This is a genomic window from Aquabacterium sp. J223 (assembly GCF_024666615.1).
In the GTDB taxonomy this organism is placed as follows: Bacteria; Pseudomonadota; Gammaproteobacteria; order Burkholderiales; family Burkholderiaceae_C; genus J223.
Window position 1 is genome coordinate 2,808,085 of record NZ_CP088297.1, and the last position, 25,499, is coordinate 2,833,583.

Below are 25,499 nucleotides of genomic sequence, written 5' to 3' on the forward strand. Positions count from 1 at the left end.
CTCAGGGGGTCGTCTGTCGTGCGTACATCGACTCGATCAGCGGTGCGTACTTCTTCTGCACCAGGCTGCGCTTGAGCTTCATGGTGGCGGTCAGCTCCTCGTCCTCGGCGGTGAGCTGGTTCTCGAGCAGCCGGAAGGCCTTCAGCTGCTCGACGCGGGCGAACTTGGCGTTGACCTTGGCCACCTCGGCCTCGATCAGCGCCACCACCTCGGGGGCGCGGGTCAGGCTGGTGTAGTTGGAGAACGGCACGTCGTGGTCCTGCGCGTACTTCTCGACGTTCTCCTGGTCGATCAGGACGAGCGCGGTGAGGTAGGGCCGCTTGTCGCCGATGACCACCGCGTCGGTGATGTAGGGCGAGAACTTCAGCTCGTTCTCGATCTCGCTGGGCGTGATGTTCTTGCCGCCCGCGGTGATGATGATGTCCTTCATGCGGTCGGTGATGCGGAAGTACCCTTCCTCGTCCACCGTGCCCACGTCGCCGGTGTGCAGCCAGCCGTCGGCGTCGATCGCCTCGGCCGTCTTCTGCGGCTGGTTGAGGTAGCCCATGAAGACGTTGGCGCCGCGCACCAGCAGCTCGCCGGTGGCCGGGTCGACCTTCACCTCGTTGTGCGGCCCCGGCTTGCCGATGGAGCCCGGCTTGATGCGCCCGGCCGGCATGGCGGTGGACGCGCCGCAGGTCTCGGTCATGCCCCAGGCCTCGAGCATCGGCAGGCCCAGCGCCAGGTACCAGCGCACCAGGTCCGGCGAGATGGGCGCGGCGCCGGTGACCAGGTAGCGCGCCCGGTGCACGCCGATGAGCTTGCGCACGTTGTCCAGCACCAGCCAGCGCGCGAGCTGGAAGCGCGCCTTCAGGCTGGCCGGCACCGGCTGCCCGGCCAGCACCCGCTCGGCCACGCGCTGGCCGACGCCGATGGCCCAGGCGTAGGCCGCACGCTGCAGTGGCGTCGCCTCGGCCAGCGCGATGCGCACGCCGGAGTAGAACTTCTCCCACACCCGCGGCACGGCGGTGAAGACGGTGGGCGCGATCTCGCGCACGTTCTCCGGCACGGTGTCCGGGTTCTCGACGAAGTTGAGCACCGCGCCGGTGTAGATGGCGCTGTACTCGCCGCCCAGCCGTTCGGCGACGTGGCACAGCGGCAGGAAGCACATGCGCTCGTCGCGCTCGTCCTGCGCCGTCATCTGGTCGTAGCCGTGCACCGTGTGGACCAGCGCGCGGTGGCTGTGCATCGCGCCCTTGGGCCGGCCGGTGGTGCCGCTGGTGTAGATGAGGATGGCCAGGTCGTCGGGCTTCGGTGTCGCGCAGCGCTGGTCGAACAGCTCGGGGTGGCGGCCGTCGTGCTCGCGGCCCAGCGCGCGCAGGGCGTCCAGGCCCATCACCATCGGGTCGTCCAGGCCGCGCAGGCCCTCCATGTCGAAGACGACGATGCGGCGCAGCGTCGGGCACTGCGCGCGCACGGCCAGCGCCTTGTCCAGTTGCTCGTCGTCCTCGACGAACAGCACCACGGTGGCGGAGTCCTCGCACAGGTACTGCAGCTGCGAGGCCGAGTCGGTGGGGTAGACGCCGTTGGACACGCCGGCCGCGCACAGGATGCCGAGGTCGGCCAGCACCCAGTCGACCACGGTGTTGGACAGGATGGAGGCGCACTGGCCCGGCTGCAGGCCCAGCGCCACCAGCCCCATCGCGATCTCGCGCACCGCCTGCTCGGCCTCGCGCCAGCTCCAGGCGCGCCAGACGCCGAATGCTTTCTGCCGCATGAAGGTGCGGTCGCCGCGCCGGCGCACCGCGTGGCGGAAGAGCTGCGGCAGGGTCTCGCCCTCCAGCACCTTCTCCGGTCCCGGCTTCAGCCGCCCGGCGTTCCACAACGAGGTCATGTCGGCCACCTCATCGCCATGTCTTCTTGCGCTTCCACCGCCGCTCGCCACGCTCTCCGGCGTCGCGCATGCCGAGGTAGAACTCCTTGATGTCGTCCTTCTCGCGCAGGCGTTCGCAGCTGTCCTCCATCACGATGCGGCCGTTCTCCAGCACGTAGCCGCGGTCGGCCACGTGCAGCGCCAGGTTGGCGTTCTGCTCGACCAGCAGGAAGGTGGTGCCGCGCTCGCGGTTGATGCGCACCACGATCTCGAAGATGGCCTGCGTGAGCTTGGGGCTCAGGCCCAGGCTGGGCTCGTCGAGCAGGATGAGCTGGGGCGCGGCCATCAGCGCGCGGCTGATGGCCAGCATCTGCTGCTGGCCGCCGGACAGCAGGCCGGCGTCCTGGTCGGCGCGCTCCTTCAGGATGGGGAAGTAGCCGAACACCTGCGCCATCTCGCGCGCCACCGCGTCGCGGTCGCGGCGGGTGTAGGCGCCCATCAGCAGGTTGTCGCGCACCGACAGCAGCGGGAACACCTCGCGGCCCTCGGGCACGTGGCACAGCCCGCGCTGCACGATGCGCGACGGGTCGGCGGCGGTGATGTCCTCGCCGCGGAAGTGGATCGACCCCTTGCGCGGCTCGATGATGCCGCTCACCGTCTTCAGGATGGTGGTCTTGCCGGCGCCGTTGGAACCCAGCACGGTGACGATCTCGCCCGGCTGCACCGCCAGCGAGACGCCGCGCAGCGCCTTCACCGGCCCGTAGGCGCTCTCCACGTTCGACAGGCGCAGCACCGACGAGTCGGTGGTCGGCGCGACGGCCTGCGCCGCCATGGCGGGCGCGGTCATGCCGCCCTCCTGCGCAGCGCGCTCAGGTCCTCGCTGCGCCCGAGGTAGGCCTCCGCGACACCCGGGTGCGCCTGCACCTCGCGCGCGCTGCCGGTGGCCAGCACTTCGCCCTGGTTCATCGCCAGCACCCGGTCGGACACCCGCGACACCAGGCCCATGTCGTGCTCGACCATGAGCACGGTGATGCCCAGCTCGCGCACCATGTCCTGAATCCAGAACGCCATGTCGCCGGTCTCGTCCGGGTTGAGGCCGGAGGACGGCTCGTCCAGCAGCACCAGCTTGGGCTCGGTGCACAGCGCCCGCGCCAGTTCCACCACCTTGCGCACGCCGTAGGGCAGGCCCATGACCAGCGCGTCGCGGTGGTGCTGCAGGTCGAGGAAGTCGATCACCTCCTCGACCTTGCGGCGCGCGGCCAGCTCGGCGTCGCGCACGCGGCGGGTGAACAGCAGCTCCTGCCACAGCCGGCTGCGGGCGTGCACATGGCGGCCGATCAGCAGGTTCTGCAGCACGGTGGCGTGCTCGAACAGCTCGATGTTCTGGAAGGTGCGCGCGATGCCCAGCGCGGCCACCCGGTGCGGCGCCAGGTCGTTGAGGCGCCGCCCCTCGAAGAACAGCTCGCCGCTGGTCGGTTCGTAGAGCCGGCTGATCAGGTTGAACACCGTCGTCTTGCCGGCGCCGTTGGGCCCGATCAGCGTGAACACCTCGCCGCGGCGGACCTCGAAGCTGACGTCCTTGACCGCGTGCACGCCGCCGAAGCGCACGCCGAGGTGGCGCGCCTGGAGCAGGACCTGATCTGTCATTTCAGTGCCGCCCGGCCGCCCGAAGGCACTGAACGCGCCCTCGGGGGGCAGCGAACGAAAGTGAGCGTGGGGGCTTCATTTCACCCGGTCCGACTTCTGGAACGACCGCTGCCGCTTGAACAGCCCGGCGCGGTAGAACGGGAACAGCTGCAGGTAGGTCCGCACCTTCAGCCAGCGGCCGTACAGGCCCATCGGCTCGAACAGCACGAAGGCCACCAGCACCAGGCCGTAGACGAAGGGCTGCAGGCCGGCCGCCTGGCCGATGGCCGCCGGCAGCACGTCCTTGCCGAGCGCGATCAACTGCGGCAGCGTGATCAGGAAGGCGGCGCCGAAGAACACGCCGTGGATCGAGCCCAGGCCGCCGACCACCACCATCAGCAGCAGGTCCACCGACTGCAGGATGCCGAACTGGTCGGGCGAGATGAAGCGCAGCTGGTGCGCGTACAGCGCGCCCCCCAGCCCGGCCAGCGCCGCCGACAACGCGAACGACAGCGTCTTGGTGCGCGCCAGGTGGATGCCCATGCTCTGCGCCGAGATCTCCGAGTCGCGCACCGCCACGAAGGCCCGGCCGGTGGGCGAGCGCAGCAGGTTGAGCACCAGCAGCGTGCTGCCCACCACCACGACGAGGCAGACGAAGTAGAAGCTCGTGGCCGTGTCGGCGGTCCAGCCGAAGCCGGTCAGGCTGCCCACCGACTTGCCGGCATTGCCGCCGGTCACGCTTTCCCAGCGCGCCAGACCTTCCTCGACGATGAAGCCGAAGGCCAGCGTGGCGATGCCCAGGTACACGCCCTTGACGCGCAGCGCCGGCAGCCCGACCACCGCGCCCACCGCGGCCGACAGCAGCGCCGCCACCACCATCGACAGCGGGAACGGCCAGCCGCGCGCCTGCAGCCAGGCCTCGGTGTAGGCGCCCACGCCGAGGAACGCCGCATGGCCGATGGAGAACAGCCCGGTGTAGCCCGACAGCAGCATCAGCCCGAGGCCGACCACGCCGTAGATGCAGATGAAGGTCAGCTGCGACAGCCAGTAGTCGGGCAGCGCCCAGGGCGCGGCCAGCAGCGCCAGCCCCAGCAGGCCGTACCAGAAGCGGTGGCCGCCGTGCTTGGCCAGGGCCACGTCCTGGGCGTAGTCGGTCTTGAAGATGAAGCGCATGTCGGTCGGTCCGCGGTCAGACCTTCTTGCGCGAGGTTTCGCCGAACAGCCCGTTGGGCCGCACCATCAGCATCACCAGCACCACCACGTAGGCCGCCACGTCCTTCACCCCTTCGGGCAGGTAGAAGCCGGCCAGCGACTCCACCACCCCGATGACCAGCCCGCCGACCACCGCGCCCGGCAGGCTGCCGAAGCCGCCGACCACCGCCGCCGGCAACGCCTTCAACCCGATGAAGCCCATGTTCGCGTGCACGAAGGTGATCGGCGCCAGCAGCAGCCCGGCCAGCGCGGCCACCGCCGCCGCCAGCGCCCAGACGATGCCGTTGAGCCGCTTGACCGGGATGCCCATGTAGTAGGCCGCGAGCTGGTTCTGCGACACCGCCTGCATGGCGATGCCGACGCGGCTGCGGCTGAACAGCCCGTACAGCCCGGCGCACAGCAGCGCCGTGGTGCCGATCACCACCAGCTGCTCGGCGTTGACCACCAGCTCGCCGGCGCGCCACAGCACGTCCTTGTAGGGCACCGGCAGGGCATGCGTGTCGGTGCCGATGCCCGGGATCATGGTCACCGCGCCGCGGGCCATGTAGCCCAGGCCCAGCGTCAGCATGACGATGCTGAACACCGGCTGGCCGAGCACCGGCCGGATGGTCACCCGCTCGATCAGCAGGCCGAGCAGCGCCATCGCCGCCACCGCCAGCGGCACCGCGACCCAGAACGGCAGGCCCATCACCGTCACCGCGGCCAGCCCGGCAAAGGCCCCGAGCATCATCAGCTCGCCCTGGGCGAAGGTCACCGTCTCGGTGGCCTTGTAGATGAGCACGAAGCCGAGGGCGATCAGGCCGTAGATGCAGCCCTGCGCGATGCCGCTGATGACGATCTGTAGCGCCTGCAAACCGCTCGCCCCCCCGGTGACCGCCGATGCGCGCCCGCCGCGGGCCCGCTATGCTGTTTCAAACCACCAAGCGCTTGCTTGGCGTTTTGGCACCCAGCCGCCGCCGCTGGCTGGGTGAGTGTTCAACCAAGCACTTGCTTGGTGAGGACGCGATTTCAAGCCGGAGCGGCCCGTTGCCGCGAGCGTGGAAACCCGCAATGCCCCCCAGATCGACCTCGGCCGTCCCCGCCTCCGGGGGTGCTCCCAACCGCCGCGACGAGCTCGTGCGCGTGGCCGCGCGGCTGTTCCGCGAGAAGGGCTTCAAGGGGACGACGGTGCGCGACATCGCCCAGGCGGCGGACATGCGTTCCGGCAGCCCGTTCTATCACTTCGCCAGCAAGCAGGACCTGCTGCTGGCGGTCATCGAGGAGGCGGTCACCAGCGCACTGCAGCGCACCGAGGAAGCGGTGGCCGGCGCCGCCGCCGCGCTGCCGCCCACCGAGCGTTTCGCCCGGCTCGTGCGGGCCCAGTACGGCATCCTGCACGACCACGGCAGCGACGCGAACCTGGTGATCCTGCTCGAATGGCGCTCGCTCACCCCCGAGCAGCAGGCCACCGTGCGACCGCTGAAGAAGCGCTACGACGGGCTGTGGCAGCAGGTGATCGACGACCTGCATGCCGAAGGCCGGCTCGGGGCCGATCCCAAGCTGGCGCGCCGGCTCATCCTCGGCGCTATCAACTACACCACCTGGTTCCGACCCCGCTCGCGCGCCGCCGGCAGCATCGGGCTGGAGGAGATGGCCGACCAGACGGTGCGGCTGTTCCTGCAGCCCGCGCCCTGACGCCGGCTTCAGACCATGTCCTGCGGCCGCACCCAGCGGTCGAAATCGGCCTCGCTGACGTGGCCGAGCGCCAGCGCCGCCTGCTTCAGCGTCGTGTTCTCCCGGTGCGCCTTCTTGGCGATGGCGGCCGCCTTGTCGTAGCCGATGTGCGGGTTGAGCGCGGTGACTAGCATCAGCGACTGCTCCAGCAGCTGCGCGATGCGGTCGTGCCGCGGCTCAATGCCGGCGGCGCAGTGGGCGTCGAAGCTGGCCACCGCGTCGGCGAGAAGTCGTACGGACTGCAGCACGTTGTGCACGATCATCGGCCGGAACACGTTCAGCTCGAAGTTGCCCGACGCCCCGCCGACGTTGACCGCCACGTCGTTGCCGAACACCTGCGCGCAGACCATGGTCAGCGCCTCGCACTGCGTGGGGTTGACCTTGCCCGGCATGATGGAGCTGCCCGGCTCGTTCTCGGGAATCGCGATCTCGCCCAGCCCGCTGCGCGGGCCGCTGGCCATCCAGCGCACGTCGTTCGCGATCTTGAAGAGGCTGGCCGCCAGCGTCTTCAGCGCCCCGTGGGCGAACACCAGCGCGTCGGCGGCGGCCATCACCTCGAACTTGTTCGGCGCGCTGACGAAGGGCAGCCCCGTCAACCGCGCGATCACCGCCGCCACGCGGTGGGCGAACTCGGGGTGGGCGTTGAGGCCGGTGCCCACCGCGGTGCCGCCGAGTGCAAGCTCGTGCAGGTGCGGCAGCGCGGTGTCCAAATGCCTGAGGTTCTGGTCGAGCTGCGCCACGTAGCCGGAGAACTCCTGCCCCAGCGTGATCGGCGTCGCGTCCTGCAGGTGGGTGCGGCCGATCTTGACGACCTGCGCGAAGGCCCGCGCCTTGGCGTCCAGCGTCGCGCGCAGCGCCTGCACGGCCGGCTTCAGCCGCCGCTCGATGGCCTGCGCCACCGCCACGTGCATGGCCGTCGGGTAGACGTCGTTGGACGACTGGCCTCGGTTCACGTCGTCGTTCGGGTGCACCCGGCGCTGCTGGCCGCGCGCGCCGCCCAGCAGCTCGCTGGCGCGGTTGGCCAGCACCTCGTTCAAGTTCATGTTGGTCTGGGTTCCGGAGCCGGTCTGCCAGACCGACAGCGGGAACTGGTCGTCGTGGCGGCCGGCCAGCACCTCGTCGGCGGCGGCGACGATGGCGCCGGCGACGTCCGCCGGCAGCAGGCCCAGGTCGCGGTTGACCTCCGCCGCCGCGCGCTTGACCAGCGCCAGCGCGGCGATCAGCTCCGGCGGCTGGCGCTCGGCGCCGATGGCGAAGAACTGCAGCGAGCGCTGGGTCTGGGCCCCCACAGCGCGCGGTCGGGCACGGCGATCTCGCCGAAGGTGTCGTGTTCCAGGCGGGTGGCTTGCGGGGTGGCGTCGGTCATGGTGGTCCTAGGGCGGTGAGGGGGCGGCGGCAGCCCGCATGCCGGGCGATCGCGCTCTGAAACATCAAGGCACGTGGATTGCACCCGTTCCGGTTTTCCGGCGTCAGCCGAGAGGACATGCCATGCCGCGCCCCCCGTGGAAAGGTGCCATCACCGTCGGCCTCGTGCACATCCCGGTGGCCCTGTATCCGGCTGCAAAGCGGCCCCGCGTCGAGGCCGCGCCATCGCGGCCCTCGGCGGCGGCGGACGAGCGGTCCGCTCCCCGAAAACGCGCCTGATTCCCTCCGCCCCCTCAGCCAGCGCCAACCGCCTTGGCCGCAGTTTGACCAAGTCGATGCCCACCTCGCCTTCCAACGACACCGCGGCCCGCACCGCCACGCCCGACACCGCAGCGGCCCCGCCGGCCGGCGACCTCGAGGTCGCCGGCGTGCGCATCACCCATCCCGACCGGGTGGTCGACCCCGGACGCGACCTGCGCAAGATCGACCTCGTGCGCTACGGCGAGTCGGTGGCCGACCTGCTGCTCAAGCACCTGAAGGGGCGGCCGGTGTCGCTGGTGCGGGCGCCGGAAGGGCTCGACGGCGAAAGCTTCTTCCAGAAGCACGCCGGCCGCGGCGCGATTCCCGGGCTGACGCTGCTCGACCCGGCTCTGGACGCGCCGCACCCGCCGCTGATCGCCGTCGAGTCGGTGCAGGCCGTCATCGGCGCGCTGCAGATGGGCGCCATCGAGTTCCATCCCTGGGGCGCCAAGGCCAACTCGCTGGACCGTCCGGACCGCCTGGTGCTGGACCTCGACCCCGACCCGGACCTGCACTGGAACCACGTCATCGAGGCGGCCGAGCTGGTGCGCCAGCTGCTTGACCAGCTCGGGCTCAGGGGCTTCCTCAAGACCTCCGGCGGCCACGGCCTGCACATCGTGCTGCCGCTGCGCCGCTGCCACAGCTGGGACGGCGTGGCCCGCTTCGCCCGCATGGCGGCCGAGACGCTGGCGAGGCGCCATCCCGAGGTGTTCGTCGCGCGCGCAGGCGCCGCGCAGCGGGTCGGCCGCATCTTCGTCGACCACGGGCGCAACCACCGCGGCGCCACCACCGTGGCGGCCTGGTCGCCGCGGGCGCGGCTCGGGCTGCCGGTGTCGGTGCCGCTGGCCTGGGACGAACTGGTCACCCTGCCCGGCCCGGCGCCCTGGACCATCGCCACCATCGGCGACCTGCTGGCCGAACGACGCGAGCACGACCCCTGGTCGCTGTTCGAGACCGAGCGGCAGGCCCTGGGCGGCGCGTCGCGGCTGCTCGTCACCCGCTGAGGCTCACCGGCGATCACCGCCGCCGGACGGCGCCACCGGGCGCCGTCGCCCCCCGCCGCGCCAGCGCGACAGCCACAGCGAGTTGGCCACCACGCTGACGCTGCTGAGCGCCATGGCGGCGCCGGCCACCACCGGCGTCAGGCCGCCGAAGGCCGCCAGCGGCAGGCCGACCACGTTGTAGGCAAAGGCCCAGAACAGGTTCTGCACGATCTTGCGCCGGGTGCGTCGGGCGATGTCGAGCGCATCGGGCAGCAGCGAGAGGTCGCCGCGCATCAGCGTGATGCCGGCGGTGTGCATGGCGACGTCGGTGCCGGTGCCCATGGCGATGCCGACGTCGGCCGCCGCCAGCGCCGGCGCGTCGTTCAGGCCGTCGCCCGCCATCGCCACCACCGACCCCCCGCCGCCGCCAGGCCGCCACCCGGGCGGCCTTGTCCTCCGGCAGCACCTCGGCATGCACCTCCTCGATGCCCACCGCCTCGGCCACCGCCTGCGCCGCGCCGTGGTGGTCGCCGCTCAGCAGCACCGGCCGCACGCCCATCGCCCGCAGGCGCTGCAGCACCTGCGCCGCACCGGGCTTCACCGGATCGCCGAAGGCCAGCAGCCCCAGCACCTGCCAGGGCGGCGGCGGGCGGGTGCCGTCGCGAGCGGCCAGCCAGGCGACGCTGCGGCCCGCCGCCTGCAGCGCCTCGGCCGCCGAGGCCAGCGGTGCCAGGTCGGCGCCCATCTCGGCCATCCAGCGGCCGCTGCCCAGGCGCAGTTCGCGGGCGCTGCCGTCGGTGCCGGCCACCCGCCCCTGCACGCCGCGGCCGGGCACGGCGCGGACCGCGGTGGCCGCCGGCGGCGCCAGGCCCCGCGCCGCGGCGGCGTGGCGCACCGCGCCGGCCAGCGGGTGCTCACTGCCGGCCTGCAGCGCGGCCGCCAGCCGCAGCAGGCCGTCCTCGTCGCCGACGGTCGGCAGGCAGGCCACCAGCACGGGCCGGCCCTCCGTCAGCGTGCCGGTCTTGTCCAGCGCCAGCAGGTCGACCCGGTGCGCCACCTCCAGCGCCTCCGCGTCGCGGATGAGGATGCCCTGCCGTGCCGCGGCGCCGGTGCCCGCCATCAGCGCCGCCGGCGTCGCCAGGCCCAGCGCGCAGGGACAGGCGATGACCAGCACCGCCACCGCATGCAGCAGCGCGGTGGTGCCGTCGCCGCTGGCCCACCACCAGCCCGTCCAGGTGAGCAGCGCCAGCACCAGCACCGCCGGCACGAAGACGGCGCTGACTCGGTCCACCAGCCGCTGGATCGGCGCCTTCTTCGCCTGGGCCGACGCGACGCCCTGGGCGATGCGGGCCAGCATCGACTGCGCGCCCAGCGCCGTCACCTGCACCAGCAGCCGGCCTTCGCCGTTGACCGCGCCGCCGATGACCCGGTCGCCCGGGCCACGCGCCACCGGCAGCGACTCGCCGGTGATCAGCGATTTGTCGACATGGCTGTCGCCCTCGACCACGCGGCCGTCGGCCGGCAGCCGGCCGCCCGGCCGCACCACCACGCGGTCGCCCACCTTCAGGGCGGACACCGGCACCGGCTGTTCGGACCCGTCGGCGCGCCGCACGACGGCGACGCCCGGCTGCAGCGCCGCCAGCGCGCGCAGCGCGGCGGTGGTGCGGTGCTTGGCCCGGCGCTCCAGCCACTTGCCCAGCAGCACCAGCGTGATGACCAGCGCCGACGCCTCGAAGTACAGCTCGCCGTGGTCGCCCTGCCGCCACCACTGCCACAGGCTGAGGCCGTAGGCGGCGCTGGTGCCGATGGCGACCAGCAGGTCCATGTTGCCGCTGCGTGCCTTCAGCGCCGACCAGGCCGCGCGGTAGAACCGCGCGCCGAGCCCGAACTGCACCGGCGTGGCCAGCAGCCATTGCGCCCATGCCGGCAGCAGCGCCGCGTGGTCCGCCGACGGCAGCAGCATCGGCAGCGCCAGCGGCAGCGACAACACGATGGCCAGGCCCAGCGCCACCGTCTCCCGGTCGGGGCCGCGGCGGGCCGGCGCGTCGGCGCCCTGCGCCACCGGCTCCACCAGCCGGTAGCCGGCGCGTCCCAGGGCGGCCGCCAGCGCCGCGCGCGTCGCCACCCGGTCGGCCTCGGCGGCGGGCGACAGCGCCAGCGCGGCGGTGTCGGTGGCCAGGTTCACCGACACCGAGCGCACGCCGGGCACCGCGGCCAGCGCCTTCTCCACCCGCCCGACGCAGGCCGCGCAGGTCATGCCCTGCACCTGGAGCTCCAGGTTCGGGGTCTCGGCGGCGAAAGGCGGTCCGGCGTTCATGGCGTGGGGTCCGCTCGCATCATGGCAAGGCGCACCCCCCAAGTTTTTGCTGCGGCGCAAGCAAAGCCGCCGACGGCCTGCGATGATGGCGCCGAAGCACTCCTGGAGGCGTCCATGTTCGAGTTCCAGATCCCGGCGATGAGCTGCGACCACTGTGTCACGGCGGTGACCCAGGCCGTGCAGGAAGTGGACGGCGCGGCCTGGGTGGACGTCGACCTGCCGACCAAGCAGGTGCGGGTGCAGCCCGGGGACACCGTGGTGGCGGAGGCCGACACGCTGCGCCGACGCTTCGCCGACGCGCTGTCGGAGGCCGGCTACCCGCCGGTTGCTGCCTGAGGCCGGCGACGGTTCAGCGCTCCGGCGGCGGTCCGAGCGACGCCATCAGCGCCGGCACCTCGGCGGGCAGTTCGCGCGCCAGGTAGCCCAGCGGCCCGATGCGGCGCGCCAGCGCCTCGCCGGCGCGCGCGTGCAGGGCGACACCCCACGCCGCGGCCTGCGCCAACGGGGCGCCGCGCGCGGCCAGGCCAGCGATCAGGCCGGCCAGCACGTCGCCCGAGCCGGAGGTGCCCAGCCCGCTGTTGCCGCCCTGGTGGCGCCAGTGCCGGCCATCGGGCGCGGCCAGGTGGGTGACGGGCCCTTTCAGCGCCACGTGCACCGACCAGCGCGCCGCCGCGGCCAGCGCCTGCTCGCCGGCCGAGGCCAGCACCTCGGCCTTGTCGCGGCCGCACAGCTTGGCCATCTCGCCGGCATGCGGCGTCAGCAGCATGTCATGCCGCCACGGTCGCCGGTCCTCGCCGCGCGCCGACGCGCCCCCTGGCGACCGGCACCATCGCCGCCGCGTCGAGGACGACGGTCGCCTCGTCCGCCAGCGCCTGCAGCAGGCCGTCGACCAGCGGCAGCACGGCGTCGTCGGTGGGCATGCCGGGGCCGACCAGCAGCGCCGCCGTGCGCGCCAGCAGCGGCCGCAGCCGCTCGGCGGCGTGGATCGCCAGCCGGCCCTGCCCGTCCTCGTCGAGGGCCACCACCCGCGCCTCCGGCAGGGCCGCCGCCACGAACGGCGCGGCGCTGCGCACCGTGGCCACCGCCACCTTGCCGGCACCGGCGCGCAGCGCCGCCTCCGCCGCCAGCACCACGCCGCCGGGAAGTTCGGTGCTGCCGCCGACGATCAGCACCCGGCCGCGCGCCTCCTTGTCGGCAGCCCCGTCGGGCTGCGGCAGCGGCCATTGCCGCAACAGGTCGTCGTCGACCTTCGCTGCCGGCGTCGCCGACGGCCCCTGCGGCGCCCTCATGGCTTGGGTGCGGCCGGCGCGTCGGGCTCGGCGGTGACGGGCGTGTCGCTGGCCTCCAGCGGCGCGACGAAGTTGGCCTGGCGCAGCACCAGCTTGCCGCGTCGGCCGACGCCGGGGTCGAAGGCGTAGCTGGTGACGCCGCAGTTGGGCACGTCGCCGGCGCGGTCGATGGCCAGGATGGTCTCCTCGTCCAGCCGCTCCAGCAGGTAGCGCATGCAGTTGACGATGACCTGGTGCCCGACCACCAGCACCCGCTCGCCGCGGTACTCGCGCACCACCATGTCGAGCAGGCTGCGCAGCCGCAGGATGACGTCGCACCAGCTCTCGCCACCGGGCGGCCGGAAGTAGAACTTGCCCACGTGCGCACGCTGTGCGTGCAGCTCCGGGTGCCGCTCGCGGATGCCGGTGCGCGTCAGCCGGTCGAGCAGGCCGAACTCCTTCTCGCGCAGGCGTTCGTCGACGACCACGGCCAGTTCCTCCGACTGCACCGACACCGCCTGGCGCAGGTGCTCCGCGGTCTGGCGCGCGCGGCGGTAGGGGCTGCTCAGCAGCACGCTGGGACGCTCGTGCACCGGCTGGGCCGCCCACCAGCGGCCCAGCGCCTCGGCCTGGCGCTCGCCGAGCGCCGACAGCGGCACGTCCATGTCGCGCAGCGCGATGTCGATCAGCGGCACACCGGCGGCCTCGGCCGCGTCGCGGGCGACGTTGCCGGCACTCTGCCCGTGCCGCACCACCCACAGGCGGTCCGGCCATTTCTGTTCCATGGGCGCTCCGGCGGCAGACGCTGTGCCCGCGGCCCGTCGCTTGCCTCGCACCAAGCGATGGACGCGACCGCGGAACGACTGACGCTGTCCCTGCTGTTCGGCCTGGTGCCGCTGTGGCTGCTGGCCGGCTGGCTGGACTGGTGCTGCCATCGGTGGCAGCGCATCGAGCACAGCGCCGGGGTGCCGGAAGCGCTGCTGCACCTGGTCATGCTGGCCCAGCTCGGCCTCGGCCTGATGGCGGTGCTGCTGCTGCAGGTCACCTCGGCCGTTCTGTTGCTGCTGCTGGCCTGCCTGGTCGCGCACGAGCTGACGATGTGGGCCGACCTGGCCTGGGCGGAGTCGCGCCGCGAGATCCCGGTGCCGGAGCAGTGGGTGCACGGCCTGCAGAGCGTGCTGCCCTGGGCCGGCGGCGTGGCCGTCGCCCTGCTGCACCCGCAGGCCGCGCTGGCGTTGCTGGGGATGGGCGAGGCGACGGCCGACTGGGGCTGGCGCTGGCGCGAGCCGCCATTGGATGTGCGCTATGTCGTCGGCGTGGCGGCGACCGGCGCGCTCGGCGTGGTGTTGCCGTTCCTGATGGAGCTGCGACGGGCGTTGCGGGTTCAGCGCCGCTTGAGCAGCCACAGCCCGGCCGCCGCCAGGCCGAGGCCGAAGCCGCCGTAGACCAGCGCCACGCTGCGCGGGCTCAGCCGCTTTTTCGAAGCCGGGCGTCAGGCGGTCGGGCACCAGCTTCAGGTCGACGGCGGCGGCCAGCGCGGTGACCGCGGCGGCGTCGGTCACCACGCTCGTCACCGAGCGCCGCCGACGCGCACGCTGCAGGCCCTCGAAGACCAGGCCCCACAGCAGCGCCGACAGGTGGTGGATGGCGTGTCCCGCGCCGGTGTGCTTCCAGTCGAACTCGTCGTGGTCGAGCGCGTCGTCGCCCCATAGCCACTGGCTGGGCGCGTTGATCGGCGCCGCCGCCGAGCCGGTGTCCACGCGACCGCGCCAGGCCAGCACGGCGGTGGACAGCAGCGCGGCGATCAGGCCCTCCAGGGCCCCGCGCTTGACCACCGGCGCGCCCTGGCTCAGCAGGCGCGAGGTGTCGAGCCCGTGCCCGGCGTGGCCGTTCAGGTGACCCTTGCGAAGGCCATGGCCGCGGTCGGCGTGGAAAGCGTCAGGTCTCGGGATGGCGTCGTCCTGGCTCATCGGCGGTGATCCTCGGTCTGGGGTCGCCCGTATCGGGCAGGATGCGGCCCGGCGCCGCGTTTGCTCGCGTTCGAGGCGGCAAGCGCCGTTCCGGCGGCTGCCGCCGTTCCCGACCCCCACCGCATGCACATCCTGCTCACCGGCGCCACCGGCTTCATCGGCGGCCATCTGCTGAAGGCCCTGCTGGACGCCGGCCACACGGTGAGCTGCGCCGTGCGCACCCCGCCGGCCGATCCGCCCGACGGCACCCGCTGGCACCGCGCCGACTTCTCCCGGGACCACCGTGCCGAGGACTGGCTGCCACGGCTGCACGGCGTGGACGTGGTGGTCAACGCCGTCGGCATCTTGAAGGAGACCGCAGGCCAGCGCTTCGACGACCTGCACCACCGGGCGCCGGCCGCCCTTTTCGATGCCGCGCTGCAAGCCGGCGTGAAGCGGGTGGTGCAGCTGTCGGCGCTGGGCGCCGACGAAGCGGCGGCCACCGCCTACCACCGCAGCAAGCGCGCCGCCGACCAGCACCTGCTGGGGCTGCCGCTGGACGCGGCGGTCGTGCAGCCGTCGCTGGTCTTCGGCGTCGAGGGCGAGAGCACCGGCTTCTTCCTCACCCTGGCCACGCTGCCGGTGCTGGGCCTGCCCGCCGGCGGCCAGCAGGGGGTGCAGCCGGTGCACGTGGACGATCTGGTGGCGGTGCTGCTGCGGCTGGTCGAGCAGCCCGAGCCCCTGCCCCGCCGCCGCCTCGCGGTGGTCGGCCCGCGGCCGCTGACGCTGGCCGACTACCTGCAGACGCTGCGCCAGGGCGTCGGCCTGCGGCCCGCCCTCACGCTGCCGGTGCCGGCACCGCTGGTGGCGATGACGGCGGCCATCGGCGACCACGTGCCCGGGATGATGCTGGACCGCGACGGCTGGTCGATGCTGCAGCGGGGCAACACCGCGGACGCGGCCGACACCCGCCGGCTGCTCGGCCGGGCACCACGCGCGGCCGAGACCTTCATCCCGACCGCGCTGGCCCGCGACCTGAGGCGGCGTGGCGAATGGGGCTGGCTGCGCCCGGCGCTGGTGGTGTCGGTGGCGCTGGTGTGGTTCGTCACCGCGCTCGTCTCGTTCGGCCTCTACCCGGTGCAGGAGAGCCACGCGCTGCTCGCCCGTGCCGGCGTGCCGGCGTCGCTGCGGCCATGGGCGCTGTACGGTGCGGCCGCGCTGGACCTGCTGCTCGGCGTGCTGACGCTGTGGCCGCTGAAGCGCAAGGCCTGGGTGTGGCTGGCGCAGATCGCGCTGATGGGCGCCTACACGCTGATCGTCACCGTCCGGCTGCCGGAGTTCTGGCTCCATCCCTACGGCCCGATCCTGAAGAACCTGCCGCTGCTGGCCGTGCTGCTGCTGCTGTGGGCCGACGACCGCCGGCGATGAACCGAGCGGGCACGTGGATGGCAGGACCGGACGGATGGAATACCAGGTCGTCAAGTGGCTGCACATCCTGTCGTCCACGCTGCTGTTCGGCACGGGGCTCGGCTCGGCCTACTACATGTGGTTCGCCAGCCGCACCCGCGACCCGCGGGCCATCGCGGTGGTGGTGCGCTACGTGGTGATGGCGGACTGGCTGTTCACCACCACCACCATCGTCTTCCAGCCGCTGTCGGGGCTCTGGCTGCTGCACCTGGCGCAGATCCCGTGGACCACCAAGTGGATCATGTGGACCTTCGCGCTCTACCTGCTGGCCGGTGCGTGCTGGCTGCCGGTGGTGTGGCTGCAGCTGCGCATGCGCGACATCGCGCAGGCGGCCGTGCGTGAAGGCCGCACCGAGCTGCCCGCGCCCTACTGGCGCTACCTGCGCATCTGGTTCTGGCTGGGCTGGCCGGCGTTCATCGCGCTGGTCATCGTGTTCTGGCTGATGGTGGCGAAACCCGTCTGACCGCTCCCGTGGCGAGAGGACCCAGGGAACAGGGCTTGCCGGCCTGCTGCATCGGGCCAGCCGCGGCGCGGCGCCCCTGCCGAAGGAGAACGCCATGAACCGAGACCGTGAACACGGCGACCGTCGCCCGGGCCAGGACCCGCAGCGCAACCCCGCCCCTGCCCGCCAGGGCGGCCAGGCCGACAACTTCCGCGACCGTGCGGGCGGCGACAGCCACCTGCAGGACGGTGACTGGTCGCGGCGCTCCGCGGTGCAGGGTCGCGGCAACGCCGGCGGCTACCGCGAGACCCGCGACGGGCCGGGCGGCGGTTGGGGCGGCGGGCCCGCCGACAGTGCAGCGGACAGCAGCGCCGGCTTCGGCGGTCCGCAGGGCTTCCAGGGCGAGGCCGAGCGTGGTGAGTTCCGCGGCGGCGAGGCCGGCGCGGGCACGGGCAACCACTACACCGGCGGCAACGCCGAGGTCCCGCGGGAGCCTGCGGCCTACAGCAACTACGGCCGTGCCACCGGCGGTGGCAGCTGGGAAACGCAAAGCGGCAGCTATGGCAGCGCCCGCGGGGCGCAGCGCGGCGACGACCGCTTCGGCGGCGGCGAGTTCGGCGGCGCGCAATGGGGCGGCCAGGACGGCCCGTCCCTCGGCGCTGGCCAGGACGCAGGCCATCCGCCCGGGAACCGGCCCGGCGGGCCGCAGCGCGACGGGGGCGGCATGCACGGCGCCTGGGGCGGCGGCCGCGGCAGTGGGCCGGCCGGCGGACGCGCGGGCGGCTACGTCGGCGGCATGGAGCGCTTCGAGGGCGGCGCCGGACCGTCGCAGGGGCACGGCGGCGGACACGGCGGCCCGGGCCACCACCTCCAGCCCGCGGGCAGCCGCGGCGTGCATGGCGGGCCCGGCCCCGACGCCGACCACCGTGAGCCGCAGGGCTTCGGCGGGGGCCATGGGCAACATTCCGGGGTCTACGGCTACGAGTCGCCGCAGCAGCAGGGCCAGCACGGCCAGCCGATGTTCGACCCGGAGTACCAGCAGTGGCGCGAGCAGCAGATGCGCGAGCTCGACACCGACTACGGCCACTGGCGCCGCGAGCGCTACGAGAAGTTCTCGCAGGAGTTCAACGACTGGCGCGAGGCCCGGCGGCGCAACCAGCAGCGGGCGGCCGACGGCGGACCGGTGGGCGAGGCGGCAGGCGGCGGTGCGGGACCGGACAGCCAGCGCGCGGCGGCGCATCGCGGCAGCACGCACGGGCAGCCCGCCGGGCTGCCCGACGGCCGGCCGTCGCCGCAGCCTGACGCGTCGCCGGCCGGTGGCCTTGGTGCCACCGGCGGTCACCAGGGTGGTGGCACCGGCGCCAATGCCAGCACCAGCATCGGCGAGAACAGCGGCGGCGGGCACAGCGGGTCGGCGATCGACGGGCGCTGACGGCAACGCGGCCGAATCGACGGGCGGTCAATGCGATCGCATTAAAGAAAAAGCCCGGCACCGGGCCGGGCTGAATATCGAGGCGGGCGCTTCAGACCGCCAGGTCCTGCAGCGTCTTGCCCTCGGCCAACGCGGCCTTCAGCCAGTTCGGCCGTTTGCCGCGGCCGGACCAGGTGTTGCCGGCCTGGTCGCGGAAACGCACGACGCCCGCGGGCTTGCGCGCGGCCTTGGCCGGACGACCGCGCCGCTTGGCGGCAGGGGCCTGCGCCCGCGGCTTGCGCGCTCCGCCGAACCCCAGGTCGTCGGCGGTCAAATCGTAATGGGCAATCGCATCCTTGATGCGCTCGATGACGCCGGCAATCTCGCGATGCCGAATGGCTTCGCGTTCGCGCTGCAGCGCCTCGATCTGCTTGTCCAGTTGCTCCAGCGTTTTCTTGCCTCGCGCCATTCAAATCTCCTCAGCTCAAAATGAAACAAAACCGAAACCGGTTTCAGAGAAAAAGCTTCGAATGCTAACGCAGTGAAAATGCGGGCGAATCGAATGTCCACCATGACCGACCTCGAACTCGCCCGTTCCATGGCCGATGCGGCGGCCCGGCTGCTGCTCCTGTTGCGGGCGTCGCCCTTGCTCGACGGCGCCGCGCTGGGCCGGGCGGCCGACCAGGCCGCCAACGCCGTGCTGATGGCGGCGCTGCGCCAGCACCGGCCCGACGACGCGGTGCTGTGCGAGGAAGAGGTCGACGACGCGGCACGCCTGTCGTGTCGCCGCGTCTGGGTCATCGACCCGCTGGACGGCACCCGCGAATACGAACAGCGCCGCGACGACTGGGCGGTCCACGTCGGCCTGGCCGTGGACGGGCGGCCCGCGCTGGGCGCCGTGGCGCTGCCGCCGCTGGGCCTCGTGCTGGACAGCGGCGGCGGCCCGTCGCCGGCGGCTGCGCCCGCCGGTCGGCGCCACCGCCTGGTCGTCAGCCGCAGCCGCGCGCCGGCCTGGACCGACCCGGTGGCCCGGGCGCTGGACGCCGAGCTGTGGCCCATGGGATCGGCCGGCGCCAAGGCGATGGCGGTGGTGCGCGGCGAGGCCGAGGCCTACCTGCACGATGGCGGCCAGCACGAATGGGACTCCTGCGCCCCGGTGGCGGTGGCGCTGGCGGCCGGGCTGCACTGCTCGCGCCTCGACGGCTCGCCCCTGGTCTACAACCGGGCGGACCCGTTCCTGCCCGACCTGCTGGTGTGCCGGCCCGAACTGGCCGCGCCCCTGCTGCAGGCCGTCGCCCTGGCGCGGCTAACATGAGCCGATTCCGCCGCCCCGGCCCTGACCGACCGTCACCATGCCGTCCTACCTGCTGCTGATCGCCGAACCCCGTGGCCAGCGCCAAGCGCGCAACGAGGCCGAGGGCCGCGCGGCCTACGACGAGATGCTGGCCTATGCGGACGCCTTGAAGGCCCGTGGCGTGCTGCGGGCGGTGGCGTCGCTGCAGTCGGACGACCAGGGCGTGCGGGTGCAGCGACGACAGGGTGAGAAGCGGCTGCTCGACGGCCCCTTCAGCGAAGCCAAGGAGATGATCGGCGGCTTCTTCCTGATCGACGTGGCGGGCCGAGAGCAGGCCCTCGAACTGGCCGCGGAGTGCCCGGCGGCGCAATGGGCCACGGTCGAGGTGCGGGAGACCGGTCCCTGCTGGCTGTGAGCCCGCCCCGGGCCGCGCGGCGCGTGCCGATGTCGAAATCGCGCGCCGCCGACCGTCGTCTGGATGTGCGGCGCCGTTGAAGGCCGCCACCCACGACCAGGAGCCCCCGCCACCATGCCCCGCCAGATCTTCGTCAACCTGCCCGTGCAGGACGTCGCCCGCACCCAGGCCTTCTTCGCGGCCCTCGGGTTCGAATTCAACCCGCAGTTCAGCAACGACACCGCGCTGTGCATGGTGATCGCCGACGGCATCCACGCCATGCTGCTGCACACCGACTTCTTCAAGACCTTCACCAAGAAGCCGGTGGCCGACGCGACGCAGAGCACCGAGGTGCTGGTCTGCCTGTCCTGCGACAGCCGCGAGGAGGTCGACGCGCTGGTGAAGAAGGCGCTGGCCGCCGGCGGCCGGGCGCCGATGCCAGTGCAGGACCACGGCTTCATGTACGCCCACGGCTTCGAGGACCTCGACGGCCACCAGTGGGAACTGGTGTGGATGAGCGAGGCGCCGCCGCCGGCCTCGCAACCCTGACATGACGGTGCCGGACCGCGACCTGCACGCCACGCTGGCCGCGGTCTGGCGCGAAGAATGCGCCCGCATCGTCGCCGCCGTCGCCCGCGTCACACGGGATGTCGGCCTGGCCGAGGACTGCGCCCAGGAGGCCTGGGTGGCGGCGCTCGAGCACTGGCCGGCCGAGGGCCTGCCGGACAACCCCGGCGCCTGGCTGACCACCACCGCCAAGCGCCGCGCGCTCGACCGGCTGCGCCACGCCACGCAGGCGCACCGGCAGCACGAGGCGCTGGGCCTGGACGCCGACGCCCGCCAGTCCCACCTCGCGCCCGACGTGCTGGAGCAGGTCATGGCGCTTGAGGCCGACCCGATCGGCGACGACCTGCTGCGGCTGGTCTTCACCGCCTGCCATCCGGTGCTGTCCACCGACGCGCGGGTGGCGCTGACGCTGAAGGTGGTGGCCGGCCTGTCCACCGCCGAGATCGCCCGCGCCTTCCTCGTGCCCGAGCCCACCGTGGCGCAGCGCATCGTGCGCGCCAAGAAGACGCTGGCCGGGGCCCGCGTGCCCTTCGAGCTGCCGCCCGCGGCCGAGCTGGCCGAGCGGCTGGCGTCGGTGCTGGAGGTGGTCTACCTGGTCTTCAACGAGGGCTACACCGCCACCGAAGGCGAGCAGTGGCTGCGGCCCGAGCTGCAGCAGGAGGCGCTGCGCCTGGGCCGGGTGCTGGCCACGCTGGCGCCCGAGGAGCCGGAGGTGTCGGGCCTGCTCGCGCTGATGCAGCTGCAGGCCTCGCGCAACGCCGCGCGGGTGGACGCCGCCGGCGAGCCGGTGCTGCTGGCCGACCAGGACCGCGGCCGCTGGGACCGCAGCCTCATCGAGGCCGGCCTGTCGGCGCTGCAGCGCGCCGAGGCGTTGGCCGCGTCGCATGGCCGACCCCTCGGCCCCTATGCGCTGCAGGCCGCCATCGCCGCCTGCCATGCCCGGGCACCCACCGCCGACGCCACCGACTGGCCGAGCATCGCGGCGCTCTACCAGGCGCTGGCCCGCCTGGCGCCGTCGCCGGTGGTCGAGCTCAACCGCGCGGTGGCGGTGGCCATGGCGCAGGGCCCGGCGGCCGGCCTGGCCATCGTCGACGCGCTGCGCGACGACCCGCGCCTGGCCGGCTACCACTGGCTGCCCAGCGTGCGCGCCGACCTGCTGGCGCGGCTCGACCGGCGCCAGGAGGCGCGCGCCGAGTTCGAACGCGCGGCCGCGATGGCGGGCAACGCCCGCGAGAAGGCGCTGCTGCTGCAGCGCGCGGCCGCCCTGGCACCGCCCGCCTGAGCCCCGCGGCCCGGCGGCGGTCATTCGGCGGCCGACTGACCAATCGCGTTTTGCTTCGTTCACCGCATCCGCGGTGCTGCCTATCGTGCGGCCATTCGACACCACGATGCCGCACGCCATGTCCTCCATCTCCCGCCGCCACGGGCTGATCGCCGCCCTCGCCTTCGGCCTGTCGCTGGCCGTGCCGGCCCATGCGCAATCCCAGGACAACCTGCTGCGCATCGGCTTCCAGAAGTCGGCCAGCCTGCTGACGCTGCAGAAGGCGCAGGGCACGCTGGAGAAGAAGCTGGCCGCGCAGGGCGTGGGCGTGAAGTGGGTCGAGTTCCCGGCCGGCCCGCAGCTGCTCGAAGGCCTGAACGTCGGCGCGGTGGACGTCGGCTACGTCGGCGAGGCGCCGCCGGTGTTCGCGCAGGCCGCCGGCGCCGACTTCGTCTACATCGGCCACGACCCGGCCTCGCCCCAGGCCGAGGCCATCGTCGTGCCGAAGGACTCGCCGATCAGGACGGTCGCCGACCTGAAGGGCAAGAAGGTGGTGCTGAACAAGGGCAGCAACGTGCACTACCTGCTGGTGCGCGCGTTGGAGAAGGCGGGGCTGAAGTACAGCGACGTGCAGCCGGTGTTCCTGCCGCCGGCCGATGCGCGCGCCGCCTTCGAGCGCGGCAGCGTCGACGCCTGGGTGATCTGGGACCCGTTCCTCTCCGCGGTGGAGAAGCAGACCGGCGCGCGCATCGTCGCCGACGGCCGCCACGGCGTGGCGCAGAACTACGCCTTCTACGTCGCCGAGCGCGGTTACGCGCAGCGCCGGCCGCAGGTCATCCGCACGCTGTTCGAGGACAGCGTCGAGCAGGGCCGCTGGATCAAGGCCAACCTGGCGCAGGCGGCCGCGCTGATCGCGCCGCTGCAGGGGCTGGACGTCGCGGTGGTCGAGCAGGCGCTGCGGCGCTACCAGTTCGGCGTGCAGCCGCTGTCGCCGCAGGTTGCCGCCGAGCAGCAGAAGCTGGCCGATGCCTTCGCCGAGCTGAAGCTCCTCCCGAAACCGGTCCGCATCGCCGACGCGCTGCCGGCGCCGGCGCCCTGACCCCGGAACGGCTTCACGCGACCATGTCCCTCAAGATCTTCTGGTTCATCCCAACCCACGGCGACAGCCGCTACCTCGGCACGTCGAAGGGCGCGCGGCAGGCCGACTTCGGCTACTTCAAGCAGGTGGCGGTGGCCGCCGACCGGCTGGGCTACGAAGGCGTGCTCATTCCCACCGGCCGCTCCTGCGAGGACCCGTGGACGGTGGCGTCCAGCCTGATCGACGCCACCGAACGGCTGAAATTCCTCGTCGCGCTGCGGCCGGGGCTGATGACGCCGGCCCTCGGCGCGCGGGTGGCCGCCACCTTCGACCGGCTGTCCGGCGGGCGGCTGCTGATCAACCTGGTCACCGGCGGCGACCGCGACGAACTGGAAGGCGACGGCCTGTTCCTGCCGCACGAAGAGCGCTACGAACTCTCGCGCGAGTTCATGACGGTGTGGCGCGAGATCATGGCGCGCAGCCACGAGGGGCGGCCCTTCGACTTCGACGGCAAGCACCTCCAGGTCAAGGCCGCCAAGCTGGTCTACCCGCCGCTGCAGCGGCCCTACCCGCCGCTGTTCTTCGGCGGCTCGTCGGCCGAGGCGCACGACCTGGTGGCCGAGCAGCTGGACACCTACCTCACCTGGGGCGAGCCGCCCGCGGCGGTGGCCGAGAAGGTGGCCGACGTGAAGGCACGTGCCGACGCCCGCGGCCGCAGCCTGAGCTACGGCATCCGCCTGCACGTCATCGTGCGCGAGACCGAGGACGCCGCCTGGGCCGCCGCGGCCGAACTGATCCAGCACCTGGACCCGGACACCGTGGCCGCCGCCCAGCGCAAGTTCTCGCAGATGGACAGCGTCGGCCAGCGCCGCATGGCCGCGCTGCACGGCGGCCAGTGGGACCCGGGCGACGTGCGCAAGGGCCTGGAGATCGCGCCCAACCTGTGGGCCGGTGTCGGCCTGGTGCGCGGCGGCGCCGGCACCGCGCTGGTGGGCACGCCCGAGCAGGTGGCCGCGCGCATCCAGGCGTACGCCGACCTGGGCCTGTCCCACTTCATCCTCAGCGGCTACCCGCACCTGGAAGAGGCCTACCGCTTCGCCGAGCTGGTGTTCCCGCTGCTGCCGGTGCAGACCCGCGAGAGGCTGGTGCAGCCGACGCTGACCGGCCCCTTCGGCGAGATCGTCGCCAACGACATCCTGCCGGGAACGGCCCACCCCCTACGCGCTTCGCGCGCCGCCTACGAGGGGCAACACCAGCGGACTGGCGGAGCCAGATCCGCGGTGTTCAGCTTGAACCGGACGGGGTCTTGCCACGAGGGGGTCGCTGATGCGCGAAGTGCTTCAACGCAGCGCCAGCCGCATCGGGCCCTGGCTGGTGCCGATCGCCATCTTCCTGGGGTGGGAGGCGGCGTCACGCCTGGGCTGGCTGTCCACCCGCGTGCTGCCCGAGCCGCTGTCGGTGTTCAAGGCCTTCTGGCAACTGGCCGCCTCCGGCGAGATGTGGACCCATGTGGCCGTGAGCACCCGCCGGGCGGCGGTGGGTTTCGCCATCGGCGGCGGGCTCGGCCTGGTGCTGGGCCTGCTGACGGGCACCTTCCGCCACGCCGAGACGCTGCTGGACAGCACGCTGCAGATGGTCCGCAACATCCCGGCGCTGGCGCTGATCCCGCTGGTCATCCTGTGGTTCGGCATCGACGAGACGGCCAAGCTCTTCCTCGTCGCGCTGGGCGTGTTCTTCCCGATCTACCTCAACACCTTCCACGGCATCCGCTCGGTGGACAAGGGGCTGATCGAGATGGCCAAGAGCTATGGCCTGTCGGGCTGGCAGCTCTACCGCCAGGTCATCCTGCCCGGCGCGCTGCCGTCCATCCTGGTCGGCCTGCGCTTCAGCCTGGGCCTGATGTGGGTGCTGCTGATCGTCGCCGAGACCATCTCCACCCAGGCCGGCATCGGCTACCTGACGATGAACGCCCGCGAGTTCCTGCAGACCGACGTGGTGCTGGTCGGCATCCTGCTCTACGCGCTGCTCGGCAAGCTGGCCGACGTGGCGGCCAAGGGGCTGGAACGCTGGTGGCTGCGCTGGCACCCGGGCTACCAGGTCGTGGCCTGACGAGGACCTTCATCGATGTCGACCTCCTCCCTCACCCTCGGGCCCGGCATCGCGCGGCGGGACGCCCCCGCCGTCGAGCGCCGCGCCGACGCCACGGCGCCGGCGGGCCTCGCCCTGCAGCTGCGCGGCATCGGCAAGCGTTATGGCGAACGCCAGGTCCTGCGCGACATCGACCTGGACATCGCGCCGGGCGAGTTCGTCACCATCGTCGGCCGCAGCGGCTGCGGCAAGAGCACGCTGCTGCGGCTGCTGGCGCAGCTGGAGAAGCCCGATGCGGGCGAGTTGACCGCGGACGGCCGGCAGGCCTTGGCCGAGCGCAGGACCGACCTGCGCATCATGTTCCAGGACGCCCGGCTGCTGCCCTGGAAGCGCGTCATCGACAACATCGCGTTGGGCCTGGAGGGCCGCGAGGCGAAGGCGCGGGCCCTCGAGGCCCTGGCCCAGGTCGGCCTCGCGGAGCGCGCCCACGACTGGCCGGCCGTGCTGTCCGGCGGCCAGCGCCAGCGGGTGGCGCTGGCCCGGGCGCTGGTGCACGCGCCGCGGCTGCTGCTGCTCGACGAGCCGCTGGGCGCGCTCGACGCGCTGACCCGCATCGAGATGCACCGCCTCATCGAGCAGCTCTGGCGCCGGCACGGCTTCACCGCCCTGCTGGTGACGCACGACGTGAGCGAGGCGGTGGCGCTGGCCGACCGCGTGCTGCTGATCGAGGACCAGCGCATCGCGCTCGACCGACGCATCGAACTCGCCCGCCCACGCGTCCAGGGCTCGCCCGGCTTCGCCCGCCACGAGGCCGACATCCTGGCCCGGGTGCTGCAGCAGCCGTCGGCCGAGGAACCGCGGCCCGAGCCGCTGCCGCTGTCCGCGGTGCGCTTCGCCATCTGACCACCGCTT

23 protein-coding genes and 3 pseudogenes are annotated in these 25,499 nt (G+C 73.0%); 15 read left to right on the top strand and 11 right to left on the bottom strand.

From position 1 onward, the window contains the following. Position 1 precedes the first annotated feature (1 nt). The 5 genes from LRS07_RS13395 to LRS07_RS13415 form a co-directional block, all read right to left on the bottom strand. Entirely contained in the window at positions 2 to 1,873 is a 1,872-nt protein-coding gene (locus LRS07_RS13395; protein ID WP_260498518.1) for an AMP-dependent synthetase/ligase, read from the bottom strand. A 10-nt stretch (positions 1,874 to 1,883) separates the two neighbouring features. After that, entirely contained in the window at positions 1,884 to 2,699 is an 816-nt protein-coding gene (locus tag LRS07_RS13400; protein WP_260498519.1) for an ABC transporter ATP-binding protein, read from the bottom strand. Further along, positions 2,696 to 3,499 carry an ABC transporter ATP-binding protein gene (locus LRS07_RS13405; RefSeq protein WP_260498520.1) on the bottom strand — a complete coding sequence of 268 codons (804 nt, stop codon included), beginning with the start codon at positions 3,497 to 3,499 and terminating at the stop codon, positions 2,696 to 2,698. The genes LRS07_RS13400 and LRS07_RS13405 overlap by 4 nt, the downstream gene beginning before the upstream one ends. A 75-nt stretch (positions 3,500 to 3,574) precedes the next feature. Beyond that, positions 3,575 to 4,651, bottom strand: a complete 1,077-nt coding sequence (locus LRS07_RS13410; RefSeq protein ID WP_260498521.1) for a branched-chain amino acid ABC transporter permease — start codon at positions 4,649 to 4,651, stop codon at positions 3,575 to 3,577. Positions 4,652 to 4,667: 16 nt separating this feature from the next. Then, positions 4,668 to 5,543, bottom strand: a complete 876-nt coding sequence (locus LRS07_RS13415) for a branched-chain amino acid ABC transporter permease (protein ID WP_260498522.1) — start codon at positions 5,541 to 5,543, stop codon at positions 4,668 to 4,670. Between the two features lie 197 nt (positions 5,544 to 5,740). On the opposite strand from LRS07_RS13415, the gene LRS07_RS13420 reads away from it, so the two are divergent. Next, a complete protein-coding gene (locus LRS07_RS13420; RefSeq protein WP_260498523.1) occupies positions 5,741 to 6,364 on the top strand; it encodes a TetR-type transcription factor C-terminal domain-containing protein in 624 nt (207 codons plus the stop codon). A gap of 8 nt (positions 6,365 to 6,372) precedes the next feature. Here the strand turns inward: LRS07_RS13420 and fumC are convergent. Continuing rightward, positions 6,373 to 7,769 (bottom strand): annotated as a pseudogene (gene fumC / locus LRS07_RS13425) (class II fumarate hydratase). Positions 7,770 to 8,103: 334 nt separating this feature from the next. On the opposite strand from fumC, the gene ligD reads away from it, so the two are divergent. Continuing rightward, positions 8,104 to 9,072, top strand: coding sequence for a non-homologous end-joining DNA ligase (ligD, locus tag LRS07_RS13430; RefSeq protein ID WP_260498524.1), 969 nt, complete (start codon positions 8,104 to 8,106; stop codon positions 9,070 to 9,072). A gap of 3 nt (positions 9,073 to 9,075) precedes the next feature. Here the strand turns inward: ligD and LRS07_RS13435 are convergent. Continuing rightward, positions 9,076 to 11,368, bottom strand: a pseudogene (locus LRS07_RS13435) (heavy metal translocating P-type ATPase). Positions 11,369 to 11,482: 114 nt separating this feature from the next. On the opposite strand from LRS07_RS13435, the gene LRS07_RS13440 reads away from it, so the two are divergent. Next, the gene (locus LRS07_RS13440; RefSeq protein WP_260498525.1) at positions 11,483 to 11,704 is read left to right on the top strand and encodes a heavy-metal-associated domain-containing protein; all 222 of its coding nucleotides are present in this window, start codon (positions 11,483 to 11,485) and stop codon (positions 11,702 to 11,704) included. A 13-nt stretch (positions 11,705 to 11,717) separates the two neighbouring features. On the opposite strand, the gene LRS07_RS13445 is transcribed toward LRS07_RS13440, so the two are convergent. Genes LRS07_RS13445 through LRS07_RS13455 form a run of 3 tightly spaced genes read right to left on the bottom strand, consistent with a single transcriptional unit; the run spans position 11,718 to position 13,421 of the window. Then, positions 11,718 to 12,134 carry an ADP-dependent NAD(P)H-hydrate dehydratase gene (locus LRS07_RS13445; RefSeq protein ID WP_260498526.1) on the bottom strand — a complete coding sequence of 139 codons (417 nt, stop codon included), beginning with the start codon at positions 12,132 to 12,134 and terminating at the stop codon, positions 11,718 to 11,720. A 1-nt stretch (position 12,135) separates the two neighbouring features. Then, positions 12,136 to 12,657, bottom strand: a complete 522-nt coding sequence (locus tag LRS07_RS13450; RefSeq protein ID WP_260498527.1) for an NAD(P)H-hydrate dehydratase — start codon at positions 12,655 to 12,657, stop codon at positions 12,136 to 12,138. Continuing rightward, positions 12,654 to 13,421, bottom strand: a complete 768-nt coding sequence (locus LRS07_RS13455) for a histidine phosphatase family protein (protein ID WP_260498528.1) — start codon at positions 13,419 to 13,421, stop codon at positions 12,654 to 12,656. The genes LRS07_RS13450 and LRS07_RS13455 overlap by 4 nt, the downstream gene beginning before the upstream one ends. A gap of 57 nt (positions 13,422 to 13,478) precedes the next feature. Between LRS07_RS13455 and LRS07_RS13460 the strand changes: the two genes are divergently transcribed. The 4 genes from LRS07_RS13460 (at position 13,479) to LRS07_RS13475 (ending at position 17,926) form a co-directional block, all read left to right on the top strand. Beyond that, positions 13,479 to 14,081, top strand: coding sequence for a diguanylate cyclase (locus tag LRS07_RS13460; RefSeq protein WP_260498529.1), 603 nt, complete (start codon positions 13,479 to 13,481; stop codon positions 14,079 to 14,081). A 648-nt stretch (positions 14,082 to 14,729) separates the two neighbouring features. Beyond that, the gene (locus tag LRS07_RS13465) at positions 14,730 to 16,013 is read left to right on the top strand and encodes an NAD(P)H-binding protein (RefSeq protein ID WP_260498530.1); all 1,284 of its coding nucleotides are present in this window, start codon (positions 14,730 to 14,732) and stop codon (positions 16,011 to 16,013) included. A gap of 34 nt (positions 16,014 to 16,047) precedes the next feature. After that, complete coding sequence (locus LRS07_RS13470; RefSeq protein WP_260498531.1) at positions 16,048 to 16,515, top strand: DUF2269 family protein; 468 nt, start codon at positions 16,048 to 16,050, stop codon at positions 16,513 to 16,515. Positions 16,516 to 16,609: 94 nt separating this feature from the next. After that, positions 16,610 to 17,926 carry a hypothetical protein gene (locus LRS07_RS13475; RefSeq protein ID WP_260498532.1) on the top strand — a complete coding sequence of 439 codons (1,317 nt, stop codon included), beginning with the start codon at positions 16,610 to 16,612 and terminating at the stop codon, positions 17,924 to 17,926. 91 nt (positions 17,927 to 18,017) lie between these two features. Here LRS07_RS13475 and LRS07_RS13480 read toward each other — a convergent pair whose 3' ends face one another. Next, complete coding sequence (locus LRS07_RS13480) at positions 18,018 to 18,374, bottom strand: H-NS histone family protein (protein ID WP_260498533.1); 357 nt, start codon at positions 18,372 to 18,374, stop codon at positions 18,018 to 18,020. Between the two features lie 102 nt (positions 18,375 to 18,476). Between LRS07_RS13480 and LRS07_RS13485 the strand changes: the two genes are divergently transcribed. From LRS07_RS13485 to LRS07_RS13520, 8 genes and pseudogenes are all read left to right on the top strand, one after another. Then, positions 18,477 to 19,220 (top strand): 3'(2'),5'-bisphosphate nucleotidase CysQ, encoded by a 744-nt coding sequence (locus tag LRS07_RS13485; protein WP_260498534.1) that lies wholly within the window; start codon positions 18,477 to 18,479, stop codon positions 19,218 to 19,220. Between the two features lie 37 nt (positions 19,221 to 19,257). Then, complete coding sequence (locus LRS07_RS13490) at positions 19,258 to 19,614, top strand: YciI family protein (RefSeq protein ID WP_260498535.1); 357 nt, start codon at positions 19,258 to 19,260, stop codon at positions 19,612 to 19,614. Between the two features lie 114 nt (positions 19,615 to 19,728). Next, complete coding sequence (locus tag LRS07_RS13495; RefSeq protein ID WP_260498536.1) at positions 19,729 to 20,142, top strand: VOC family protein; 414 nt, start codon at positions 19,729 to 19,731, stop codon at positions 20,140 to 20,142. 1 nt (position 20,143) lies between these two features. Continuing rightward, positions 20,144 to 21,442, top strand: coding sequence for an RNA polymerase sigma factor (locus tag LRS07_RS13500; protein ID WP_409450544.1), 1,299 nt, complete (start codon positions 20,144 to 20,146; stop codon positions 21,440 to 21,442). Between the two features lie 118 nt (positions 21,443 to 21,560). After that, positions 21,561 to 22,520 carry a sulfonate ABC transporter substrate-binding protein gene (locus LRS07_RS13505; RefSeq protein WP_260498537.1) on the top strand — a complete coding sequence of 320 codons (960 nt, stop codon included), beginning with the start codon at positions 21,561 to 21,563 and terminating at the stop codon, positions 22,518 to 22,520. A 23-nt stretch (positions 22,521 to 22,543) separates the two neighbouring features. Next, positions 22,544 to 23,710: pseudogene (gene ssuD, locus LRS07_RS13510) on the top strand (FMNH2-dependent alkanesulfonate monooxygenase); the annotation flags it as partial. A gap of 115 nt (positions 23,711 to 23,825) precedes the next feature. Then, positions 23,826 to 24,608, top strand: coding sequence for an aliphatic sulfonate ABC transporter permease SsuC (gene ssuC, locus LRS07_RS13515; protein ID WP_260498538.1), 783 nt, complete (start codon positions 23,826 to 23,828; stop codon positions 24,606 to 24,608). A 15-nt stretch (positions 24,609 to 24,623) separates the two neighbouring features. Then, a complete protein-coding gene (locus LRS07_RS13520) occupies positions 24,624 to 25,490 on the top strand; it encodes an ATP-binding cassette domain-containing protein (protein WP_260498539.1) in 867 nt (288 codons plus the stop codon). Positions 25,491 to 25,499: the final 9 nt, after the last annotated feature.

What these genes read in the sequence shown, in the direction of transcription:
- ssuC (WP_260498538.1), top strand. Translation starts at nt 23,826, where the DNA reads ATGCGCGAAGTGCTTCAACGCAGCGCCAGCCGCATCGGGCCCTGGCTG.
- LRS07_RS13405 (WP_260498520.1), bottom strand. Translation starts at nt 3,499, where the DNA reads ATGACAGATCAGGTCCTGCTCCAGGCGCGCCACCTCGGCGTGCGCTTC.
- ligD (WP_260498524.1), top strand. Translation starts at nt 8,104, where the DNA reads ATGCCCACCTCGCCTTCCAACGACACCGCGGCCCGCACCGCCACGCCC.
- LRS07_RS13450 (WP_260498527.1), bottom strand. Translation starts at nt 12,657, where the DNA reads ATGAGGGCGCCGCAGGGGCCGTCGGCGACGCCGGCAGCGAAGGTCGAC.
- LRS07_RS13500 (WP_409450544.1), top strand. Translation starts at nt 20,144, where the DNA reads ATGACGGTGCCGGACCGCGACCTGCACGCCACGCTGGCCGCGGTCTGG.
- LRS07_RS13410 (WP_260498521.1), bottom strand. Translation starts at nt 4,651, where the DNA reads ATGCGCTTCATCTTCAAGACCGACTACGCCCAGGACGTGGCCCTGGCC.
- LRS07_RS13460 (WP_260498529.1), top strand. Translation starts at nt 13,479, where the DNA reads ATGGACGCGACCGCGGAACGACTGACGCTGTCCCTGCTGTTCGGCCTG.
- LRS07_RS13505 (WP_260498537.1), top strand. Translation starts at nt 21,561, where the DNA reads ATGTCCTCCATCTCCCGCCGCCACGGGCTGATCGCCGCCCTCGCCTTC.
- LRS07_RS13490 (WP_260498535.1), top strand. Translation starts at nt 19,258, where the DNA reads ATGCCGTCCTACCTGCTGCTGATCGCCGAACCCCGTGGCCAGCGCCAA.
- LRS07_RS13520 (WP_260498539.1), top strand. Translation starts at nt 24,624, where the DNA reads ATGTCGACCTCCTCCCTCACCCTCGGGCCCGGCATCGCGCGGCGGGAC.
- LRS07_RS13475 (WP_260498532.1), top strand. Translation starts at nt 16,610, where the DNA reads ATGAACCGAGACCGTGAACACGGCGACCGTCGCCCGGGCCAGGACCCG.
- LRS07_RS13445 (WP_260498526.1), bottom strand. Translation starts at nt 12,134, where the DNA reads ATGCTGCTGACGCCGCATGCCGGCGAGATGGCCAAGCTGTGCGGCCGC.
- LRS07_RS13420 (WP_260498523.1), top strand. Translation starts at nt 5,741, where the DNA reads ATGCCCCCCAGATCGACCTCGGCCGTCCCCGCCTCCGGGGGTGCTCCC.
- LRS07_RS13395 (WP_260498518.1), bottom strand. Translation starts at nt 1,873, where the DNA reads ATGACCTCGTTGTGGAACGCCGGGCGGCTGAAGCCGGGACCGGAGAAG.
- LRS07_RS13480 (WP_260498533.1), bottom strand. Translation starts at nt 18,374, where the DNA reads ATGGCGCGAGGCAAGAAAACGCTGGAGCAACTGGACAAGCAGATCGAG.
- LRS07_RS13485 (WP_260498534.1), top strand. Translation starts at nt 18,477, where the DNA reads ATGACCGACCTCGAACTCGCCCGTTCCATGGCCGATGCGGCGGCCCGG.
- LRS07_RS13495 (WP_260498536.1), top strand. Translation starts at nt 19,729, where the DNA reads ATGCCCCGCCAGATCTTCGTCAACCTGCCCGTGCAGGACGTCGCCCGC.
- LRS07_RS13400 (WP_260498519.1), bottom strand. Translation starts at nt 2,699, where the DNA reads ATGACCGCGCCCGCCATGGCGGCGCAGGCCGTCGCGCCGACCACCGAC.
- LRS07_RS13470 (WP_260498531.1), top strand. Translation starts at nt 16,048, where the DNA reads ATGGAATACCAGGTCGTCAAGTGGCTGCACATCCTGTCGTCCACGCTG.
- LRS07_RS13455 (WP_260498528.1), bottom strand. Translation starts at nt 13,421, where the DNA reads ATGGAACAGAAATGGCCGGACCGCCTGTGGGTGGTGCGGCACGGGCAG.
- LRS07_RS13465 (WP_260498530.1), top strand. Translation starts at nt 14,730, where the DNA reads ATGCACATCCTGCTCACCGGCGCCACCGGCTTCATCGGCGGCCATCTG.
- LRS07_RS13440 (WP_260498525.1), top strand. Translation starts at nt 11,483, where the DNA reads ATGTTCGAGTTCCAGATCCCGGCGATGAGCTGCGACCACTGTGTCACG.